The organism is Diaminobutyricibacter sp. McL0608 (assembly GCF_039613825.1).
Taxonomy (GTDB): domain Bacteria; phylum Actinomycetota; class Actinomycetes; order Actinomycetales; family Microbacteriaceae; genus Diaminobutyricibacter.
In genome coordinates, this window is sequence record NZ_CP154826.1 from 1089479 (window position 1) to 1109630 (window position 20152).

The 20152-nt window shown below is 67.0% G+C and carries 16 protein-coding genes; 11 read left to right on the top strand and 5 right to left on the bottom strand.

Annotated features, from left to right (window positions below; all coding sequences use genetic code 11):
- The first annotated feature begins 1 nt into the window (after position 1).
- Positions 2-985 carry an aldo/keto reductase gene (locus AAYO93_RS05040; protein WP_345763914.1) on the top strand — a complete coding sequence of 328 codons (984 nt, stop codon included), beginning with the start codon at positions 2-4 and terminating at the stop codon, positions 983-985.
- 49 nt (positions 986-1034) lie between these two features.
- Here the strand turns inward: AAYO93_RS05040 and AAYO93_RS05045 are convergent, their stop codons facing one another.
- A complete protein-coding gene (locus AAYO93_RS05045) occupies positions 1035-2246 on the bottom strand; it encodes an MFS transporter (RefSeq protein ID WP_345763915.1) in 1212 nt (403 codons plus the stop codon).
- 287 nt (positions 2247-2533) lie between these two features.
- On the opposite strand from AAYO93_RS05045, the gene AAYO93_RS05050 reads away from it, so the two are divergent.
- Together AAYO93_RS05050 and AAYO93_RS05055 are read left to right on the top strand one after the other, a co-directional pair.
- Entirely contained in the window at positions 2534-5005 is a 2472-nt protein-coding gene (locus AAYO93_RS05050; RefSeq protein WP_345763916.1) for a ribonucleoside-diphosphate reductase subunit alpha, read from the top strand.
- Positions 5006-5132: 127 nt separating this feature from the next.
- The gene (locus AAYO93_RS05055) at positions 5133-6125 is read left to right on the top strand and encodes a ribonucleotide-diphosphate reductase subunit beta (RefSeq protein ID WP_345763917.1); all 993 of its coding nucleotides are present in this window, start codon (positions 5133-5135) and stop codon (positions 6123-6125) included.
- Positions 6126-6158: 33 nt separating this feature from the next.
- Here AAYO93_RS05055 and AAYO93_RS05060 read toward each other — a convergent pair whose 3' ends face one another.
- Together AAYO93_RS05060 and AAYO93_RS05065 are read right to left on the bottom strand one after the other, a co-directional pair.
- Positions 6159-6989 (bottom strand): MFS transporter, encoded by an 831-nt coding sequence (locus AAYO93_RS05060; protein WP_345763918.1) that lies wholly within the window; start codon positions 6987-6989, stop codon positions 6159-6161.
- Positions 6990-7081: 92 nt separating this feature from the next.
- Positions 7082-7660, bottom strand: coding sequence for a TetR/AcrR family transcriptional regulator (locus AAYO93_RS05065; RefSeq protein WP_345763919.1), 579 nt, complete (start codon positions 7658-7660; stop codon positions 7082-7084).
- A gap of 225 nt (positions 7661-7885) precedes the next feature.
- Between AAYO93_RS05065 and AAYO93_RS05070 the strand changes: the two genes are divergently transcribed.
- From AAYO93_RS05070 to AAYO93_RS05090, 5 genes are read left to right on the top strand one after another with little or no spacing between them, the layout of a single operon-like run.
- Complete coding sequence (locus tag AAYO93_RS05070; RefSeq protein ID WP_345763920.1) at positions 7886-8725, top strand: sulfurtransferase; 840 nt, start codon at positions 7886-7888, stop codon at positions 8723-8725.
- Between the two features lie 51 nt (positions 8726-8776).
- Positions 8777-9454, top strand: a complete 678-nt coding sequence (locus AAYO93_RS05075) for a PLP-dependent cysteine synthase family protein (RefSeq protein ID WP_345763921.1) — start codon at positions 8777-8779, stop codon at positions 9452-9454.
- Entirely contained in the window at positions 9451-9843 is a 393-nt protein-coding gene (locus tag AAYO93_RS05080) for a pyridoxal-phosphate dependent enzyme (protein ID WP_345763922.1), read from the top strand. The genes AAYO93_RS05075 and AAYO93_RS05080 overlap by 4 nt, the downstream gene beginning before the upstream one ends.
- A 19-nt stretch (positions 9844-9862) precedes the next feature.
- On the top strand, positions 9863-11164 hold the full coding sequence (locus AAYO93_RS05085; protein WP_345763923.1) for an NtaA/DmoA family FMN-dependent monooxygenase: 1302 nt from the start codon (positions 9863-9865) through the stop codon (positions 11162-11164).
- A gap of 1 nt (position 11165) precedes the next feature.
- Positions 11166-12629: an aromatic amino acid ammonia-lyase gene (locus AAYO93_RS05090; RefSeq protein WP_345763924.1), complete on the top strand. Its 1464-nt coding sequence runs from the start codon at positions 11166-11168 to the stop codon at positions 12627-12629.
- Positions 12630-12643: 14 nt separating this feature from the next.
- Here the strand turns inward: AAYO93_RS05090 and AAYO93_RS05095 are convergent, their stop codons facing one another.
- Positions 12644-13165 carry a GNAT family N-acetyltransferase gene (locus tag AAYO93_RS05095; protein WP_345763925.1) on the bottom strand — a complete coding sequence of 174 codons (522 nt, stop codon included), beginning with the start codon at positions 13163-13165 and terminating at the stop codon, positions 12644-12646.
- Between the two features lie 218 nt (positions 13166-13383).
- Here AAYO93_RS05095 and AAYO93_RS05100 point away from each other — a divergent pair, with 218 nt between their 5' ends.
- From AAYO93_RS05100 to AAYO93_RS05110, 3 genes are read left to right on the top strand one after another with little or no spacing between them, the layout of a single operon-like run.
- Positions 13384-14286: an ABC transporter substrate-binding protein gene (locus AAYO93_RS05100; protein ID WP_345763926.1), complete on the top strand. Its 903-nt coding sequence runs from the start codon at positions 13384-13386 to the stop codon at positions 14284-14286.
- 6 nt (positions 14287-14292) lie between these two features.
- Positions 14293-15270: an amino acid ABC transporter permease gene (locus AAYO93_RS05105; protein WP_345763927.1), complete on the top strand. Its 978-nt coding sequence runs from the start codon at positions 14293-14295 to the stop codon at positions 15268-15270.
- The gene (locus AAYO93_RS05110) at positions 15267-16034 is read left to right on the top strand and encodes an amino acid ABC transporter ATP-binding protein (protein WP_345763928.1); all 768 of its coding nucleotides are present in this window, start codon (positions 15267-15269) and stop codon (positions 16032-16034) included. The genes AAYO93_RS05105 and AAYO93_RS05110 overlap by 4 nt, the downstream gene beginning before the upstream one ends.
- A 103-nt stretch (positions 16035-16137) precedes the next feature.
- On the opposite strand, the gene hrpA is transcribed toward AAYO93_RS05110, so the two are convergent.
- Complete coding sequence (gene hrpA / locus AAYO93_RS05115) at positions 16138-20055, bottom strand: ATP-dependent RNA helicase HrpA (protein WP_434056679.1); 3918 nt, start codon at positions 20053-20055, stop codon at positions 16138-16140.
- Positions 20056-20152: the final 97 nt, after the last annotated feature.

Genomic DNA, 20152 nt, shown 5'->3' on the forward strand with positions numbered 1-20152 from the left:
GATGCAGACCAGAACACTCGGAGGCACCGGACGCACGGTCTCCGTCATCGGACTCGGCACCTGGCAGCTCGGCGCTGACTGGGGCGACGTGACGGAGGCCGATGCGCTCGCCGTGCTCGAAGCATCCGCCGACGCCGGTGTGACGTTCTTCGACACGGCGGACGTCTACGGAGACGGTCGCAGCGAGCAGCTGATCGGAAAGTTCCTGGCCGCGCATCCCGATCGGGGCATCACGGTCGCCACCAAGATGGGCAGGCGCGAAGCGCAGGATCCGTCGAACTTCACTCTCGCGAAATTCCGAGAATGGACCGACCGCTCGCGCGGCAACCTGGGCGTCGACACCCTCGACCTGGTGCAGCTGCACTGTCCGCCGACGCCGGTCTACTCGACGGATTCCGTGTACGACGCGCTCGACACCCTCGTCGCCGACGGCGCCATCGCGGCCTACGGGGTCAGCGTCGAGACCTGCGAAGAAGCCCTGGCGGCGATCGCCCGGCCGGGAACGGCGACCGTGCAGATCATCCTCAATGCGTTCCGGCTGAAGCCGCTCGACGAGGTGCTGCCTGCCGCCAGGGATGCCGGGGTCGGCATCATCGCGCGCGTGCCGCTCGCATCGGGATTGCTGAGTGGAAAATACACGGCGGCGACCACGTTCTCACCCGACGACCACCGCTCGTATAACCGGCACGGCGAGGCGTTCGACGTGGGGGAGACCTTCTCCGGTGTCGACTTCGAGACCGGCGTGGCGGCCGCGCAGGAATTCGCGACCCTCGTACCGGCCGGACTGACACCGGCGGAGGCCGCCATCGCGTGGGTCGCCGAGCAGGACGGCGTGAGTGCGGTCATCCCCGGGGCGAGATCGGTCGAGCAGGCACGGAAGAACGCGGCTGCCGGGTCGGTCGGGCCGCTGGGTGCGGCGTTCGACGGCGCTGTCGCAGCGCTGTACGACCGGCGCCTGCGCGCATCCATCCACTCGCGCTGGTAGCCCGCCGCGCTGGCCTGCCGCCCTGGGGCGGGGGCGCTTCGGCGACCGCTCAGGACGGCTGGACCGGAACCGGCTCGGTGTCGGGGATGGGGCTCGCATCGCGGCCGCGGAGGTCGGGATGCCAGCGGTGCGCGAGCGCGGGCACGATGAAGCCGACGAGCGCGAAGGCGCTCGCTGCCCAGAATGCGCCGATCGGGCCGTTTGCGTCGATGAGGAATCCGGCGAGCGCAGACCCGAGTGCCGCTCCGATGAGTTGCCCGGTCCCGACCCAGCCGTACGCCTCCGCCGTGTCGCTGAACTTGACGCTCGCCGAGACGATCGAGAAGAGCACGGCGAGGGCCGGCGCGATCCCGAGGCCGGCGATGATCAGCGTCAGCGAGAGCCCCCACCAGGTGGCCAGCGCGAACATCGAGATCGTGACGCCGACGAACACGATGAACATCCGGCGTGCGGTCGCCCAGGGGCCGATCGGCACGTGGCCGAACGCGAGGCCGCCCACGAGCGAGCCGAGCGACCAGATGGCCAGAACGACACCCGCCTCCGGTCCCTGGTCGCCGAAATTGGCGACGACCCCGGCCTCGATCGCCGCGCAGGACCCGATGAGGAGGAAGCCGACCACGGTCGCGAGAAGCACCGGCGGACGCTGCAGCACGGAGCCGAAGCGCCGCTTGCTTCGGGGGATGCGCACGCGGCCGACCTCCGGGGAGGAGATGAACCAGGCCCCGCCGAGAAGCATGATCGCCACGGACATGAGGATGCCCTCGACGGTGCCGATCTGGGTGGAGACGAACGTGATCGCCACGGGTCCGGCGATCCAGATGATCTCCTGCGCGGACGCGTCGAGCGAGAAGAGCGGTGTGAGTTGTCGGGAGTTGACCATCTTGGGGTAGATGGTGCGCACGGCCGGCTGGATGGGGGGCATGCTCAGGCCGGCGAAGAAGGCGACGCCCATGGTGACGGGGATCGGCAGGACGAACAGACCGATGGAGGCGATGGCGGCGGAGCAGAACGCGAGTGTCGTCCAGAGCACGATGCGCATGCCGAGCACGCCCATCAGGCGGCTCGTCATCGGCCCCGCGATCGCCTGACCGATGCTCATCGCGCCGAGGACGAGACCGGCCGCGCCGTAGGAGTGATGGACGCGCTCGATGTGGAGCAGGAAGGCGAGGGAGAGCATGCCGAACGGGAAGCGGGCGGTGAGCTGGGCCGCGATGATACGAGCGACGCCGGGCGTCTTCAGAAGGCTCGTATAGCTGCTCACAAGAGGCCCAGTCTATCGGTCGGCACCCGTGTCGGTAGGGGGCCGTAGGGTGTGCATAACTCGGAAAAGTTATGCACATCTGTGGATGACACGCCCACTAGATGTGGGGTTACGCGTGTCGTGATACCCCGCTATATAGTGGTCACACGCCGATACGAAGCTAGGGAAAATGCCCCCACGATTGGGGCGTGACAGAGCGATTTCAGGGGAATAGAAGGCGTCTGCAGACCGGGTCATCCGGTGAGGTTTCGCCGTTCGTACAGAGCGGCACAGAAGAGGGAGAAGAAGTGGCAATCACCGTCGTCAAGCGGAACGGCCAGCGTGAGCCGTACGACGCGAACAAGATCAACCTGGCGATCGAGCACGCTTCGCAGGGGCTCGACGAGAACATCACCTGGGTCACCCAGATCGCGAGCGAACTCGAACTGACCCTGTTCGACGGCATCACGACCCAGCAGCTCGACGAAGCCGTCATCCAGGTGGCGCTCCAGAACGTCAAAGACGACCCCGCATTCGACATCGTCGCTGCGCGCCTGCTGTTGAAGACCATCTACAAGCGTGTCCTCGGCGACTACGAATCCGCCGATGAGCTCAAGTCGCTGCACACCAGCCACTTCCGCGGGTACATCGACCGCGGCGTCTCCGAGCAGCTGCTCGACCCGCGCTTCACGTCGCTCTACGACCTCGACCGCCTGGCCGCAGCACTCGAGCCCGACCGCGACGAACTGCTCAAGTACATCGGTGTCGTGACCCTCAACAACCGCTACGGCATCAAGGCTCGCAACGGCGAGACACTCGAGGTTCCGCAGTTCTTCTGGATGCGCATCGCGATGGGCCTCGCGCTCAACGAGGCGGACCCGACCCGGCACGCCCTCGAGTTCTACACCAAGATGTCGAAGCTCGAATACCTCGCCGCCGGCTCGACCCTCGTCAACGCGGGCACCGCATATCCGCAGCTCTCCAACTGCTTCGTCATGGAGATGCAGGACGACATCGAGCACATCGCCAAGTCGGTCCGCGACGTGATGTGGCTGACCAAGGGCACCGGCGGCATCGGCCTGTCCGTCACCAAGCTGCGTGCGCAGGGTTCGCCCATCCGCTCGAACAACACGACCTCGACGGGGCCGATCCCGTTCATGCACACGATCGACTCCGTGCTGCGCGCGGTCAGCCGCGGTGGCAAGAAGTTCGGCGCCCTCTGCTTCTACATGGAGAACTGGCACCTGGACTTCCCGGAGTTCCTCGACCTGCGCCAGAACTCGGGCGACCCGTACCGCCGCACCCGTACGGCGAACACGGCCGTCTGGATCAGCGACGAGTTCATGAAGCGCGTCCAGAACGACGAGGCGTGGTACCTCTTCGACCCGCTGGAGGTCGCCGACCTGAACGAGCTGTACGGCAAGGCGTTCTCCGAGCGCTACGCCCACTACGTGGAGGAGGCCGAGGCCGGTCGCCTGCACATGTTCAAGAAGATCACCGCGCGTGAGCAGTTCAAGGCGATCCTGATGAGCCTCCAGACCACCAGCCACCCGTGGCTGACCTGGAAGGACACGATCAACAACCGTGCCCTGAACAACAACACCGGCACGATCCACCTGTCGAACCTCTGCACCGAGATCTGCCTCCCGCAGGACCGCCACAACGTCTCCGTCTGCAACCTCGCGTCGATCAACCTGACGCGCCACCTCGAGAACGGCGTCTTCGACTGGGCCCGCATCGAGGAGAGCGCCCGCAGCGCCGTCCGCCAGCTCGACAACCTCATCGACATCACCATCTCGAGCGTCGACGAAGCCGACTTCTCGAACACCCAGAACCGCGCGATCGGCCTCGGAGTGATGGGTTTCACCGACGTGGTCGAGAAGCTGGGCATCAGCTACGAGAGCGAAGAGGCGTACGACCTGATCGACGAGATCATGGAGCACGTCTCGTACGCAGCGATCGACGAGAGCGCCGACCTGGCGCGCGAACGCGGTTCCTACCCGAACTTCGAGGGCTCGCGCTGGTCGCAGGGCCTGGTGCCGTTCGACAGCATCGCCCTCACCGAGCAGGACCGCGGCGTGCCGATCAAGGTCAACCGCACGACGCGTCTCGACTGGGATGCGCTGCGCGAGAAGGTCAAGGGCGGCGTGCGCAACGCGACGCTGATGGCGATCGCGCCCACCGCATCCATCGGTCTGGTCGCCGGCACGACCCCCGGTTTCGACCCGCAGTTCTCGCAGATCTTCAGCCGGTCGACCTCGTCGGGCAAGTTCCTCGAAGTCAACCGCAACCTGGTCGACGCGCTGCAGGCCGAAGGCATCTGGGAGAAGGTCCGCGAGTCGATCCTGCGCAGCCAGGGCGACATCCAGGGCATCCCCGAGATCCCGGATGCGATCAAGGCGACCTACAAGACCAGCTTCCAGCTCTCGCCGTACTCGTTCATCGAGGTCGCAGCCCGTGCGCAGAAGTGGATCGACCAGGCGATCAGCCGCAACATGTACCTCGAGACGCGTGATCTCGGCGACATGATGGACATCTACTACGCGGCATGGGAGCGTGGAGTCAAGACCACCTACTACCTGCACATGAAGCCGCGTCACCAGGCGGAGCAGTCGACCGTCAAGGTCAACAAGGCCGAGGAGATCGCCGGGGGCGCAGCTCGCAAGGGCTTCGCATCCGTCGGCGCCGGTGAGGGTGCGGATGCAGCGCCTGCAGCCGCTCCGGCGCCCGCTCGCCGCGGTTTCGGCTTCGGAGGTCTCTCGACGGGTGGTGACAAGTAAATGAGCAACACCACCACCCGCGTCGAGGAATACTACGTTCCGGTCGACCCGATGGACGAGCTTCAGTGCGAGTCGTGCCAGTAGTCGCGTCCAGGCGCTGACCCGAAGTAAGAAGAGAGAGAAACACATGGCGATTTTGGGAACGGGAATCCAGGAAGGATTGCTTCTCAAGCCGGTCACCTACAAGTGGGCGATGGACCTGTACGACCAGGCGGTTGCGAACACCTGGTTCCCGAACGAGATCCAGCTCGGCGAGGACATCGCCGACTTCAAGAAGATGACGGATGAGGAACGTCACGCCATCACGTTCCTCATGAGCTACTTCAACCCGAATGAGCTGCTCGTGAACAAGGCGCTCGCGTTCGGCGTGTACCCGTACCTGAACGCGGCCGAGGCGCACCTGTACCTCGCGAAGCAGATGTGGGAGGAGGCGAACCACTGCATGTCGTTCGAGTACGTCCTCGAGACGTTCCCGATCGATCGTGAGGCCGCCTACAACTCGCACATCGATGTTCCGTCGATGGCGCGCAAGGAGGAGTTCGAGATCCGCTTCATCAAGCGGATGACCGAAGAGACTCTCGACATCACGACGACCGCGGGCAAGCAGGACTTCATCCGCAACCTCGTGGCGTACAACGTGATCCTCGAGGGCATCTGGTTCTACTCGGGCTTCATGGTCGCCCTGTCGTTCCGTCAGCGCAATCTTCTGCGCAACTTCGGTTCGCTCATGGACTGGGTCGTGCGCGACGAGTCGCTGCACCTGAAGTTCGGTATCAACCTCATCCTGACGGTGCTGGAGGAGAACCCCGACCTGCAGACGGCGGAGTTCGCCGAGGAGATCCGCCAGATGATCCTCGACGCCGTCGAGATGGAGGAGGAGTACAACCGCGATCTTCTCCCGAACGGCATCCTGGGCCTGAACGCGAACTACATCAACCAGTACGTCAAGTACCTGGCTGACCGTCGCCTGGAGGAGCTCGGCTTCGAGCCCGAGTACAAGGTGTCCAACCCGGCGAAGTGGATGGCGACGGCGAACGACACGCTCGAGCTGGTCAACTTCTTCGAGTCGACGAACACGTCGTACGAGTCGAACGCGAAGGCGTCCACCGGAAGCCGGTAGCCGTTCCCGTTGTTTGTGCGGGCTTTCGTGCGTTCAGATCAGCGGGCGGCGTGGCCGCGCACGATTGGCGGCTGCCGCGGCCAGTCCGAGGGTGACCGGGTGAACCCAGCCGCGTTGCGCAGACTGGCTGAGCGCGGCGACGACTGCTGTGATGCCTGCGGTCACGGTCGCTGCTCCGGCGATGTCGAGGCGTTCTGGAGTGCGACGCAGATCTCGCGTCACAAGGTACGGGATGACCGCGATCACCACGAGGCCGACGGGCACGTTGACGAAGAAGACCGCCTGCCATCCGAACGCCGCCGTGAGTACGCCGCCGAGCAGGACGCCTGCGGCGCTCCCTATTCCGGCGACGGCGCCCCAGATTCCGAACGCCTTGGCCCGGTCTTTTCCGGCGAACAGGTGGGTGACGAGCGCGAGGCATGCCGGGGCGAGCAGCGCAGCGGACGCTCCCTGGAGCGCGCGGGCCGAGAGCAGCATCGCCCCGCTGCTTGACAGTCCGGCAACGGTCGAAGCGGCAATGAATCCGGCAACCCCTATGAGGAACATGCGCCGGTGTCCGAGCTGATCGGCGAGTCGGCCTCCGAGCAGCAGCAGACCGCCGAAGGGGAGCACATAGGCAGTGATGATCCAGCCGAGCGCGGCGGTGTCGAGGTGGAGCTGACTTCCGACGGAGGGTAGGGCGATGTTGACGATGGACGCGTCGAGCACGACCAGGAACTGGGCGAGCGCGAGCACCGTGAGGGCCCACCAACGATGGGTGCTGCGAGCCGGAGCCGCAGCGAGTGCCGCAGAGGTCCGTTTCGCAGTCGCGGGTGTCGAGGTGCCGGCTTGCACCCCGGGCGTGTCGGCAAGGGAGGAGGACATATGGTTTAACATTTCGCATGGTGAGTGATCAATCAATCACTCTTGTGGTGAAAGAAGCGGCCCCGCTGGCGCGAGGCCGGTCGGAGCCCGGATCAGCGCGTCTGCGGGTGGCGAATCCCGTCAGTGAGGATGCGCGCCCAATCCTCCGGGATGGATTCGAGGCCGGCTGTGACGATCAGGTGGCAGAGCTGTCCGAACGCCATGAAGCGCTGCACCTCGCCGTCGGTCGCCCCCGAGCGGTCGAGAGCGAAGCGTGTCACCCGAGCCAGCCCGCGCCTGAGCGAGTCGCCGATCTCCGGGATCTCGCCCGCGGACTGCGCGTGAACCTGGAGCAGGAGGAGCGCTCGATCCTCGATGAGTTCGGCATAAGCCCCGCCCATCGCGGAAAGAATCTCGGAAGGCGTCTGGCCCGCAGATTCCTCTGCGCCCCGCGCCAGCGACTCCTCGATGAGTTCGAAACAGCGATCGAGTGCCGCGACGAAAAGCGTCTCCTTACCGGGGAAGAGCTTGAACACATAGGCCGGGGAGATGCGTGCGTGCTCGGCTACCGCTGCGATCGGAGTTCCCAGATAGCCGCTGGTTGCGAAAACCTGGATCGCGCTGGTGATGACTGTGTCACGCCTCGCGTCTGCAGTAGAGAGGGGTGTGCGGGTTCGTGTGGGAGCCGGCATGTGAGTGACTGTACACTCACTAGTTGAGATTGCGCAAGAGGGTATGGGGTCCTGGGCCGACACGCCGTAGGTGAAAGGGCGCCCGCCCAGGCTCGGCTCAGTGGGCATCCATGCTTCGAAGGGGAGGTCACTCCGTGGCTCGGGGGCCGGTTGATCGAAGGGACGGGGATGTGCTGAACGGGCTGGTACTGCCCAGGCAGAGGCCCGCCGCGAGAGGATAGAGGGGTGCCCACACTGATTCAGGCGGACGAGCTTGCCGCCGCGCTCGCCGCATCCACGCCGCCCCGGCTTCTCGATGTCCGTTGGAAGCTCGGCGGCCCGCCCGGGCGACCGCTCCACGAAGCCGGGCACATTCCCGGTGCCGTGTACGTCGACCTCGACACGGAACTGGCCGGCCACGGTCTCCCGATCGAAGGGCGCCACCCGCTTCCCGGCATCGAGACACTCCAGGCGGCCGCGCGCCGCTGGGGCCTCAACCCCGGCGACTCGGTCGTCGTCTACGACGACCTCTCCGCGATGTCCGCGGCGCGCGCCTGGTGGCTGCTGCGCCATGCCGGCTTCGATGACGTCCGGGTACTCGACGGCGGCCTCGCCATGTGGATCGCCGCAGGGTACGCACTCGAGTCCGGCGCCGTCGAGGTCGAACCCGGAAGCGTCGAGCTCGCGTACGGGCACCTGCCGATCCTCGATGGCGACCAGGCGGCCGCCGTCGCGCGGGAAGGCGTGCTCCTCGACGCCAGGGCCGGCGAACGGTATCGCGGTGAGACCGAGCCGATCGATCCGCGTGCGGGCCACATCCCGGGCGCTGTCAGCGCACCGACGACGGAGAACCTGGGATCAGACGGGCGGTTCCTTCCGCCCGAGCAGCTCGCGGCCCGATTCGCAGCGTTGGGTGTGCGTAAGGATGCGCCGGTCGGCACCTACTGCGGCTCCGGCATCACCTCCGCTCACGAACTCATCGCGCTGGAACTCGCCGGCTACGACGGCGCGGTCTACCCGGGGTCGTGGTCGGCGTGGTCGAACGATCCCGCCCGCCCGGTGGCCACGGGACTTGGAGGGGTGTAACAGTGGGCAACAGCGCTTTGACCGCACCCGGGCCGCGCCTAATGTCTACGCATGACCACTGTGGACACTCACCTGATCGGGCGGCCCGCCGGCCCGCTCGCGCACCGTGATGTCCTCGACCCGGCGGCGGTGAGCGCAACGGACGCAATCCTCGACTCGGCGACCGCACTCATCGGCAACACGCCCGTCGTCGAGCTGCATTCGCTCACCCGGGGGCTGCCGGGACGCGTGCTCGTCAAACTCGAATGCCGTAACCCGGGCGGTTCGTCGAAGGATCGTGTCGCGCTCAACATGATCCGTACCGCGGAAGCGACCGGTGTCCTCCGGCCTGGCGGCACGATCGTCGAGGCGACATCGGGCAACACCGGCATCGGACTCGCCCTTGTCGGCCGGCTCACCGGACACCCCGTGGTCATCGTGCACAGCGCCGACATCTCCGACGAGAAACGCGCCGTGCTCACCGCCTACGGCGCCCGGCTCGTGCAGGCCGACTGGGATGCCGAACCCTCCGATCCCGCCAATCCGCGCGCCGTCGCCGATCGCATCGCAGCCCAGACACCGGGCGCCTGGCGTTCGTCGCAGTTCGAGAACCTGGCCAACCCACACGCGCACTACCAGTCCACCGGGCCCGAGATCTGGCGCCAGACGGCGGGAACCGTCACACATCTCGTCGCATCCATCGGCACCGGCGGCACCGTCAGCGGGGCCGGACGCTTCCTCAAGACGTGAGCGCCGGCGCCGTGCGGGTCATCGGCGCGAACCCTGCCGGCTCGACCTACGCCGGCGACGCCCCCGGCCAGATCGTCGTCGACGGCGTCGGCACGAGCTGGCCTCGCGAATTCTGGCCGACGACCTTCGACCGCGACCTCGTAGACGAGGTGCGAACCGTCGACGACCGAACCGTCTATGCGACCGTCCACCGTCTCGCGGGGGAGGAGGCCCTGCTCCTCGGCCCGTCGTCCGGGCTGGCCGTCGCGGTAGCCGTCGAGCAAGCCCGAACGGCCGCGCCCGGCTCGGTGATCGTGGCGATCGCGCCCGACGGCGGCATCAACTACCTGACCAAGGCATACAACCCCGAGTGGCTGGCGAAAGCCGGACTCACCCCAACCACCGAGTGACGGCGAGTAGTTTCACACCATGACCCTTCTGCATTTCGGCTGGTTCCTCGGCGCCGGATTCGGCGTCCAGGGCTGGGGCGACCCCACCTACGGCATCGGCTACGACTGGAAGCAGCCGCAGGTCTACCAGGATGCCGCGCGCCTGTTCGAAGCGAGCGGGTTCGACCTGTTCATCATCGAGGACGGCGTCGCCGTACCCGACACCTACGGCGGGACCGCGGAGGTGAACCTCGCCAACGCGCGCTTCGTCCCGAAGCACGACCCGCTGCCCCTCGTTCCCTACCTTCTCGGGGCCACCCGCGACCTCGGAATCGTCCCGACCCTGAGCGCCAGCTTCTATGAGCCGTTCACCGCGGCCCGGCTCCTCGCGACCCTCCAGCATTTCGCAGGCGGCCGCCTCGGCTTCAACGTGGTGACGAGCGGATCGGACCTCGCAGCCCAGAACTACAACCTCGACAAGCAGGTCGAGCACGACCTCCGCTACGACCGCGCCGACGAATGGGTCGACGTGGTTCGCCGCCTGTGGCGCAGCTGGGATGCGGACGCCGTCCTCGAAGACACGGAGCGCGGGGTCTACGCCGACTTCACGAAGGTGCGCCCGATCAACCACGAGGGACGATTCTTCCGCGTGCGGGGTCCTCTCAACACGGTGCCGCCCGTCGAGGAGCCGGTCATGGTGCAGGCCGGCGCGTCTGGTCGCGGCCGTGATTTCGCAGGCAAGAACTCCGACGTCATCCTGGCTCTCGCATCCACACCTGAACGGATGCGCGACTACCGCAACTCCATCCGCGAGGTCGCGGCGGCCAACGGGCGGGATCCGGATGCGGTGAAGGTTCTGTTCGTCGTCAACCCGGTGGTGACGGCGAATGCGGCCGAGACCGAGACGGTGAAGGCGGCGCGGGCCGAACTCACGCAGTCGGCGATCGACGAAGCGCTCCAGTCGATCTCGTACCTGTCAGGCGTCGACTTCAAGAAGTTCGACCTCGATGCGCCGCTGCCGGCTGTGACGACCAACAGCAACCAGGGCACCCTCGACAATTTCGTGAGTTCGGCGCCCGCCGGTTCGACGCTGCGCGAGATCCTTCAGGTCCGCGCCCGCAAGGACGGTCTCGCGATCGTGGGAACCGCCGACGAGATCGCCGAACACCTGGGCGAGCTGGGTGAGGCCGTCGGAGGCGACGGGTTCCTCTTCACCGGCCAGGTGCATCCGGCGCACGTGCACCGCACCCTCGACCCCCTCGTGCCCGCCCTGCGGCGGCGCGGCCTGATCCGCACGGAATTCGGCGGTGCGGGACTGCGCGCCAACCTCCGGGAGTTCTAGCGTGACCGCGGAGATCGTCACACTGGGTGCCGACGCTCCGACGACGGCGGACCTCGTCGCGATCGCGGATGGCGCTCGCGTCGAGATCGGTCCGGATGCACGCCAGGCGATCGAAGCATCCCGCGCCGTCGTCGAGGCGGCGATCGCGGACGGACTCCCGGTCTACGGTCTCAACACGCGCCTCGGCGCCGGACGGGACGACCGGGTCGGCGACGACGAGCTGCTCGACTATCAGAGGCTCGTCATCGCGAACCATCGCGGCGGCGTGGGCGAGGCGCTGGGGGAGCGGCAGGTGCGCGCCCTGATCGCCGCCAGGCTCAGCGGCTTCACGCGCGGCGGGGCAGGTGTGCGGATCGAACTCGCGCAGGCGTATGCCGACTTGCTGAACGCGAACATCCACCCGGTGGTTCCCGCCCGCGGCTCGGTGGGCGCTGCGGACCTCACGCATCTGGCCGAGGTGGCGGCCGTCCTCACCGGGGGCGGGCGGGCATTCATCGACGGAGTTGTGGTGCCGGGTGAGGAGGCTCTGACCGCCGCCGGGCTCGAGCCCATCGTCCTGGCGCCGCATGAAGGCCTCGCGGTCCTGAGCTCGAACGCGTACAGCGTCGGCGCGGGGGCGCTCGTGCTGTCGGCACTGGCCCGCCGGGTCGACGCCTGGGATTCCGTCGTCGCGCTCACGCTCGAAGCCGTCGGCTCTGCGGGACCGGCCGGCAACCTGACCGCGTTCAGCGCGGAGATCGCGGATGCTCGCGGCGGCGCCGGTCAGCGCTCGTCGGCCGGGGTGATCCGGGCCGCACTCCTCGGCAGCGCGCTCGCCGCATCCGACCGGAGCGTGACCGTGCAGGACCCGATCGCGTTCCGCACGGTGCCGCAGATCCACGGGGCGCTTCGGGAAGCGCTCGATCACGGCGTACATGAGATCGACCTCGAAGTGGCCGCGCGATCCGACAACCCGCTCGTCGACGTCGGGACGGGGCGGATGATCTCCGGCGGGAACTTCCAGGCGATCCCTCTCGCCCTCGCCCTGGAGAACATCCGGCTGGCGCTCGCGCACGTCGCTTCAGCGAGCGAGCGACGCATCTCCGCACTGTCCGGGGCGCTCACCACGGCCCGACGGGAGGGGAGGACGCGCGTGCCCGGGCTCCTGGCCTATTCGGCTGCGGCAGCCCTCGCCGAGGTGAGGCAGCTGGCCGCACCCGCGACGCTCGGAGTGACGACCCTGTCGGGTGTGGAGGACCACGCGTCCCTCGCACCGCTGGCCCTCCAGCTGCTCGAGCGGTCCGCCGCACTGGTGGACGAGCTCGCGGCGATCGAAGCGCTCCACGCGGTCGACCTGCTCCGGGTTACGGATGCGCGGCCGACGGGCGCCGGAACCGGACCGATTTTCGCAGGGGTCGACGAGGCCGTTGCCGCCGGGATCCCTGCCGCCGACCTCGTTCCGCTGGTCGTCGCGACGATCAGGTGACCGACAGGCTGTCCTCAGCGATCGGCAGCGGGCAGCTCTTTCTCGAACGACAGGTAGCCGATCGCCTCGTAGTCCGCATCCAGATCGAAGAGCGGCCTGTAGCCGAGTGACAGGTAGAGGGCGACCGCTTCGGGCTGTCGTGCGCCGGTGGTGAGCTCGATCCGCCTGATCCCGCGTGAGGCGGCCTCGGCCTCGAGCTCGGCCATCACCCGCCGGGCAAGGCCTTTGCGGCGGTGCTCCGAATGCGTCCACACCCGCTTCACCTCCACCGTCTCGTCGTCGATGCGCATGAAGGCTCCGCCGGCGACCGGGGCGCCGTCGACGAGAAGGAGGAGGAACACTCCGCCCGTCGACTCGTGGAAGCGCTCAGCGGGGTAGCGGGACAACTCGGCCGACGAGGGGATCCCGTCGTTGAAGCCGTAGCGCTCGTCGTATTCGCGGGACAACTCCTCGACAAGCGGCGAAGCAAGCGGGTCATCCGGGCTGGAGTGGATGACGGTCGCCGTCGATGCGAAATCGTTAGGCAAAACAGGCACTCACCGACGATATGCCGGGCGCGTGCGCGTCACAACACGAATTCTTCACACTTCGTCACGCCGCGCGTCACTGTTGTGCAAGTAATCGCGAAATATGCCGGAAATCTCTGCGAAAAGTTGCGTTGCACGCGTGAATTAGGTTGATTGTCAGCGCCAGCGCTGAGGTAGGCTCCACTCACCGCGATTCTCATCCCCACCAAGAGAAGGAATACATTCATATGCGAACCCGTTATGCGGCCCCTGCGCTGCTCGCAATCGCAGCGCTCGCGCTGACCGGCTGCGTCGACAACTCGACCCCGTCGAGCAGCAACTCCCCGTCGACCAGCGGCAACGCCTACGGCGTGACGAAGGACGCGACGCTCGCGGCATCGCTCCCCAGCAAGATCAAGTCGGCCGGTGCCATCACGGTAGGCATGGACGACACGTACGCCCCCAACGAGTACAAGGACGACAACGGCAACCCCGCCGGATGGGAAGTCGACCTGACCAACGCCATCGGCGACAAGCTCGGCGTCAAGATCAACTACGCGATCGCGAAGTTCGACAACATCATCCCCAGCATCACCGGCGGCAAGGACGACATGGGAATGTCGTCGTTCACCGACACCGTCGAGCGCGAGAAGCAAGTCGACTTCGTCAACTACTACTCGGCAGGCATCCAGTGGGCGTCGGCCAAGGGCAAGACGGTCGACCCCGACAACGCCTGTGGACTCAAGGTCGCCGTCCAGTCGACCACCTTCGAGGACACCGATGAGGTTCCCGCGAAGTCGAAGGCGTGCACCGACAAGGGCAAGCCGGCCATCCAGGTCTTCCGCTTCGACGCCCAGGACCAGGCGACCAACGCGGTCGTCCTCGGCCAGGTCGACGCCATGAGCGCTGACTCGCCCGTCACCCTCTATGCGATCTCGCAGACCGGTGGCAAGCTCCAGACCGCAGGCAACACGTTCGACGTCGCGCCGTACGGCATCCCGGTCGCCAAGGGTTCGGACTTCGGCCCGGTCCTGCAGAAGACCGTCCAGGCGCTGATCGAAGACGGAACCTACGGCAAGATCCTCGACAAGTGGGGTGTTGCAGATGGTGGCGTCAAGACCGTCGACTTCAACGCCGCGTCGAAAGGCTAATCGATAATGTCCCTGGGCAACCAGGACCGTCCGGTGGCGGCCACAGTGCCGTCGCCGGACGGCGGCCACGATTCACAGCCGATCAAGGCGATCAAGCTGCGTCACCCCTGGCGCACCCTCATCGCCGTCGCTCTGATCGTCATCGTCGTTCTCTTCGTGCTCGACGCCGCCAACCGTGAGGCCTACGGCTGGCCGACGGTAGGCAAGTACCTCTTCGACAAGCGCATCAGTGCAGCCGCGCTCGTCACCCTCGAACTGACGGTGATCTCGATGATCATCGCGATCATCCTGGGCCTCATCCTCGCAATCATGCGGCTGTCGCCGAACCCGGTCGTCAAGTCGGTCGCCTGGCTGTACCTGTGGATCTTCCGCGGAACACCGATCTATGTCCAGCTCGTGTTCTGGGGCCTCATCGCCCTGATCTATCCGACCATCGAGCTGGGTCGCGGCATCCTCCACGATCCGATCGTCCTGATGGACAACTTCGCGCTCAACACGTTCGTGATCGCGATCATCGGCCTGTCACTCAACGAAGCTGCGTACATGGCTGAGATCGTGCGAGCCGGACTCCTCTCGGTCGATCGCGGGCAGGAGGAGGCGGCCACCGCGCTCGGCATGGGCTGGGGGCTCACCATGCGGCGCATCGTGGTGCCGCAGTCGATGCGCATCATCATCCCGCCGACCGGCAACGAAGTCATCTCGATGCTGAAGACGACGTCGCTGGTGGCGGCCATCCCGCTCACCACCGACCTCTACGGTGTCGCGCGCGACATCTCCGCGGTGACGTTCACACCCGTCCCGCTGCTGATCGTCGCATCCATCTGGTACCTGTTCTTCACCTCGATCCTGATGGTGGGCCAGTACTTCCTGGAGAAGCGGTTCTCGCGTGGTGTCGGGGCCCGGCGTCCTGACAAGAACGACGGCATCGCGATCACGGCCGCGACGCCGGTCATCGACGGCAACGACGTGGGAGGCAAGGGATGAGCGGCACGCCGATGGTCCTCGCAGAAGGCGTTTCGAAGAGTTTCGGTTCGAATGAGGTGCTGAAGAGCATCTCGCTGTCAGTGGAGCCCGGTGAAGTGCTCTGCATCGTCGGACCGAGCGGTTCGGGCAAGTCAACGTTCCTGCGCTGCATCAACCACCTCGAGCGGGTGGACGCGGGCCGGCTCTCGGTCGACGGCCAGCTGGTCGGCTACCAGCAGCGCGGCGACAAGCTGTACGAGCTGAAGCCGAAGGAGGCAGCGCGTCAGCGCCGTGACATCGGGATGGTCTTCCAGCGTTTCAACCTGTTCCCGCACATGACGGCTCTCGAGAACGTCATCGAGGCTCCGATCCACGTGAAGGGCCTGTCGAAGTCGCAGGCCGTCGCGCGCGCAGAGGAACTGCTCACGCGGGTGGGCCTCGGCAACAAGGGCGACCACTACCCGGCACACCTGTCGGGCGGTCAGCAGCAGCGCGTAGCGATTGCGCGGGCACTCGCCATGGAGCCGAAGCTGATGCTGTTCGACGAGCCGACCTCTGCGCTCGACCCCGAGCTGGTCGGCGAGGTCCTCGACGTGATGCAGGGGCTAGCGAAATCGGGCATGACCATGATCGTGGTAACCCACGAGATGGGCTTCGCACGCGAAGTGGCCGACTCGCTGGTCTTCATGGACGGCGGTGTCGTCGTCGAGTCCGGCGACCCGCGTGAGGTGCTCGCCAACCCGCAGCACCAGCGCACGCGGGCCTTCCTCTCGAAGGTCCTCTAGCCGCCCAGCATCTCCACCGAGAATCGCCCCTCTGGCCGAGCTGACCTCGCCGAGGGGCGATTCTCGATGCGGCCGGCGATTCTCGGCGCCGACCGGAGGCGGGTCAGCCCTCCAGGACTTTGCGGATGCGCTGCACCGAGACGGTCTCAGCCGTGCCCAGCGACTGCGCGAACAGGCTCACCCGGAACTCCTCGAGCATCCAGCGGGCGTGAACCAGCGACGGTGGCGCGTGCGGCGCCGGAGGGATGCGCCCACCGGCGTCCGCATACATCGCCGCGGCGGTCTCGACCTGGGTCATCCAGGCGCGATCGCGGGCCGGATTCGTCGGGAGCGCCGCCATCCGCTGGCCGATGCCGTTCAGGTACCGCGGCAGGTGCCGCAGCTGCTCGAGACCTGTCGCGGAGACGAAACCGGGGTAGACGAGGCCCGCGAGCTGTCCTTTGGCGTCGTTCAGTGCGGACAGGAACGTGAGGCTCGTCGCACCCGAGATCGCCTTGTCCGCGGCCCGGGCGGCGGTGAGGATGCGCGTGACGAGCGCCACCGTCTCGAACATCGCATCCATCACGATCGCCGACACGCGGTCCCGCACCGCCTCGAACTCCGCGCGCATGAAGAGCTGGCCGTCGGGCTTCATCCGGTAGAGGACACTGTCGACGACGGCGAGCAGGCAATCGTCGAAGAGAGCCTTGGTGCTCGGGTACGGGCTGGCGGCGAGGGTGAGCTTCTCGTTCGAGGTCAGGTGCTGCTGCACGTAGGCGACCGGCGACGGTACGGCGTTCAGAAGCAGGCGCCGCGCCCCGCCCGGCATGGCCGCAGCCTGGTCGGCGGGTGTGCCCATGAGGCGGATGCTCACGCTCGCGCCCTCATCGACGAGCGCCGGGTACGCGCGGATCACGTTCACGGTCCCGCCCGGACCCTTCTGCTCGGTGTCGAGGTACCGGGGGAGTTCGTCGAGATCCCACGTGGTGAGGCCGACGCGCTCGATCGCGTTCGGCGTGCGAGCCTCGGCGACCCGGACCACCGACTCGCGGGCGCGTGACCGAAGCCGATCCTGGAGTTCCGGCAGGTCTTTGCCCGAGGCGACGACCCGTCCGCGCTCGCCGATGACGTCGAACGTCGGGCGGAGGTGGCCGGGGATGCGGGCGAGGTCGAAGTCCGACCCGGAGACCCGGGAGCCGGTGAGCCTGCTGATCACGGCAGCGAGGGTGTCGGGGAGGGATGCTGCCGGCCGCTCGCCGTCCTGAGCGCGCATCCCGGCGGTGTCGGCGAGTTCGCCGAGCAGTCGTTTCGCCCAGTCGGCTGCGGGCACGACCTGGCGCCGGATGGACTTCGGAAGCGACTTGATCAATGCGGTCACCAGGTCGTGCCGGAGCCCGGGAACCTGCCAGTCGAACCCTTCCGGCCGCAGGCCCGCCAGCAGCGGAAGCGGAACCTGAACGGTCACGCCGTCGTCTTCGGCTCCCGGCTCGAAACGATAGCGGAGGGTGAGGCGCTGGTCGCCCTGTTGCCACACCGGAGGGAAGGCGGCGTCGTCGACCGGGGTGGAATCCTCGGCGAGCAGCGCCTCCTGGGTCATCGTCAGCAGGTCGGGCGTCTCGGCACGTGCCTTGCGCCACCAGCCTTCGAAACTGCGGGTGGAGACCACGTCCGCGGGAATGCGCCGGTCGTAGAAGTCGAACACGGCTTCGTCGTCGTTCAGGATGTCGCGTCGCCGGGTGCGTTCCTCCAGCTCGCGCAGCTCCGCCCTGAGCGCGCGGTTCGCCCGGTCGAAAGCCTGCTTCGAATCCCATTCGCCCTCGACGAGCGCGTGGCGGATGAAGAGCTCGCGCGAGAGCTCCTGGTCGATGCGCGAATACTGCACACGTCGGCGGGGGACGATCGGCACCCCGAAGAGCGTCACACGCTCGTAGGCGACGACAGCGCCCTGGCTCTTCTCCCAGTGCGGCTCGCTGTAGTTGCGTTTGCAGAGGTCGCCGGCGATCGGCTCGGCCCACGCCGGATCGATGGCCGCGTTCATCCGCGCGAACAGCCTGCTCGTCTCGACCAGTTCTGCGCTCATCACCGCGTTCGGCTGACGCTTCGCCAGCGTGGAACCGGGGAAGATGACGAACTTCGCCTGCCGGGCTCCGATGTACTCGGCGCCGCGCGATTTCGGGCCGGTTTTCGTCGATCCGGGGCGGCCGCTCGTGCTCGCGGTCGCATCCTTGATCCCGATGTGGGACAGAAGACCGGCGAGCAGGGACTTGTGGATGCCCGCGCTGAAGCTCAGATCGGTCGCGTCGCGATCGTGCGCCGCCAGCGCCGAACGAGCTGCGCTCGTGCGGTCGTGATCCTCCACGGCCAGCCCGAGCGGCTTTGCGAGCTGACGCAGCTGACGATAGACGTCCTGCCATTCGCGCACGCGCAGGAAATTCAGGAACTCGGTCTTGCAGAGGCGGCGGAACGCGCTCGACGAGAGCTCCCTCTGCTGCTCCTCCAGGTAATTCCACAGATTGAGGAGCGTGAGGAAGTCGCTGGTGGGGTCGGCGAAACGGGCGTGGAACTCGTCGGCGGTCCCGCGTCGCTCGACGGGCCGCTCCCGCGGATCCTGGATCGTCAGGCCGGCGACGATCGCCATCACTTCGCGGCTCGTCCCGTGGCGCTTCGACTCGACCACCATGCGCGCGAACCGCGGGTCGATCGGCAGCTGGGCGAGCTGGCGTCCGATGCGGGTCAGCACTGGCTCACCGGCCTTCGACTGCACGATCGCATTCAGCTCCGCGAGCAGGTCGAGACCGTCCTTGATGCCGCGCGAGTCCGGCGGTGTCAGGAACGGGAAGGCTGCGATGTCGCCGAGCCCCAGCGAGATCATCTGCAGGATGACCGCCGCCAGGTTCGTGCGCAGGATCTCCGGTTCGGTGAATTCCGGTCGCTTCTCGAAATCCTCCTGCGAGTAGAGACGGATGGCGATGCCGTCGCTGGTTCGACCCGAGCGCCCCGAACGCTGGTTCGCCGACGCCTGCGAGATGGCCTCGATGGGGAGGCGCTGGACCTTGGCGCGCACGCTGTAGCGGCTGATTCGTGCCGTGCCGGCATCCACCACGTACTTGATCCCGGGAACCGTCAGGCTCGTCTCGGCGACGTTCGTCGCGAGCACGATCCGGCGGCGCACCCCGGCGACCTTCGACGGCTGGAAGACGCGGTGCTGTTCCGCGCTCGATAGCCGGCCATACAGCGGAAGCACCTCGGTGAAGGGGATGTTGCGGCCACGCACCGCGTCCGCCGCATCCCGGATCTCGTTCTCCCCGGAGAGGAACACGAGGACGTCGCCGCTCGACTCGCGCGCGAGCTCGTCGAGGGCGTCGTTGATGCCCTGCAGGTAATCCCTGTCCGACGACTCGACCGTCTCGCCGTCTTCGTCCTCCTCGATCTCGCCGACGAGCGGACGGTAGCGGACCTCGACCGGGAAGGTGCGGCCCGAGACCTCGATCACCGGCGCCGGTGTCCCGTCGGCGGACGCGAAATGGCGCGCGAAGCTCTCCGGGTCGATCGTGGCCGACGTGACGATCACTTTGAGGTCGGGGCGCTTCGGCAGCAGCTCCCGCAGGTAGCCGATCAGGAAGTCGATGTTCAGGCTGCGCTCGTGTGCCTCGTCGATGATGATCGTGTCGTACTTGCGCAGCATCCGGTCGCGATGGATCTCGTTCAGCAGGATGCCGTCGGTCATCAGCTTGATCCGCGTCGACGCCCCGACCCGGTCCGTGAAGCGCACCTGGTAGCCGACCAGCCCGCCGACGTCTTCGCCGAGCTCCTCGGCGATGCGCTCCGCGATCGTCCGTGCCGCGATCCGTCGGGGCTGCGTGTGGCCGATGCTCTCCCGGCCGAGTTCGAGGCAGATCTTCGGCAGCTGGGTCGTCTTGCCCGAGCCGGTCTCACCGGCGACGATCACGACCTGATGGTCGCGGATGGCGCGCGCGATGTCCTCCCGCTTCTGGCTGACAGGAAGCTCGGGAGGAAAGTGCAGACGGGCGGGGGAGACCATGGAAGACATGAGCCTTCCATTCTATTTGCTGCGAAGGCGGCGTGCCGCGGACGAGGGAATTGCCGTCGGGCCTGCGCGGGCGTAGCGTTCATCCACA

Coding starts and splice junctions, on each gene's coding strand:
- AAYO93_RS05040 (WP_345763914.1), top strand. CDS start 2: ATGCAGACCAGAACACTCGGAGGCACCGGACGCACGGTCTCCGTCATC.
- AAYO93_RS05055 (WP_345763917.1), top strand. CDS start 5,133: ATGGCGATTTTGGGAACGGGAATCCAGGAAGGATTGCTTCTCAAGCCG.
- AAYO93_RS05060 (WP_345763918.1), bottom strand. CDS start 6,989: ATGTCCTCCTCCCTTGCCGACACGCCCGGGGTGCAAGCCGGCACCTCG.
- AAYO93_RS05065 (WP_345763919.1), bottom strand. CDS start 7,660: ATGCCGGCTCCCACACGAACCCGCACACCCCTCTCTACTGCAGACGCG.
- AAYO93_RS05075 (WP_345763921.1), top strand. CDS start 8,777: ATGACCACTGTGGACACTCACCTGATCGGGCGGCCCGCCGGCCCGCTC.
- AAYO93_RS05085 (WP_345763923.1), top strand. CDS start 9,863: ATGACCCTTCTGCATTTCGGCTGGTTCCTCGGCGCCGGATTCGGCGTC.
- AAYO93_RS05100 (WP_345763926.1), top strand. CDS start 13,384: ATGCGAACCCGTTATGCGGCCCCTGCGCTGCTCGCAATCGCAGCGCTC.
- AAYO93_RS05105 (WP_345763927.1), top strand. CDS start 14,293: ATGTCCCTGGGCAACCAGGACCGTCCGGTGGCGGCCACAGTGCCGTCG.
- AAYO93_RS05110 (WP_345763928.1), top strand. CDS start 15,267: ATGAGCGGCACGCCGATGGTCCTCGCAGAAGGCGTTTCGAAGAGTTTC.
- hrpA (WP_434056679.1), bottom strand. CDS start 20,055: ATGGTCTCCCCCGCCCGTCTGCACTTTCCTCCCGAGCTTCCTGTCAGC.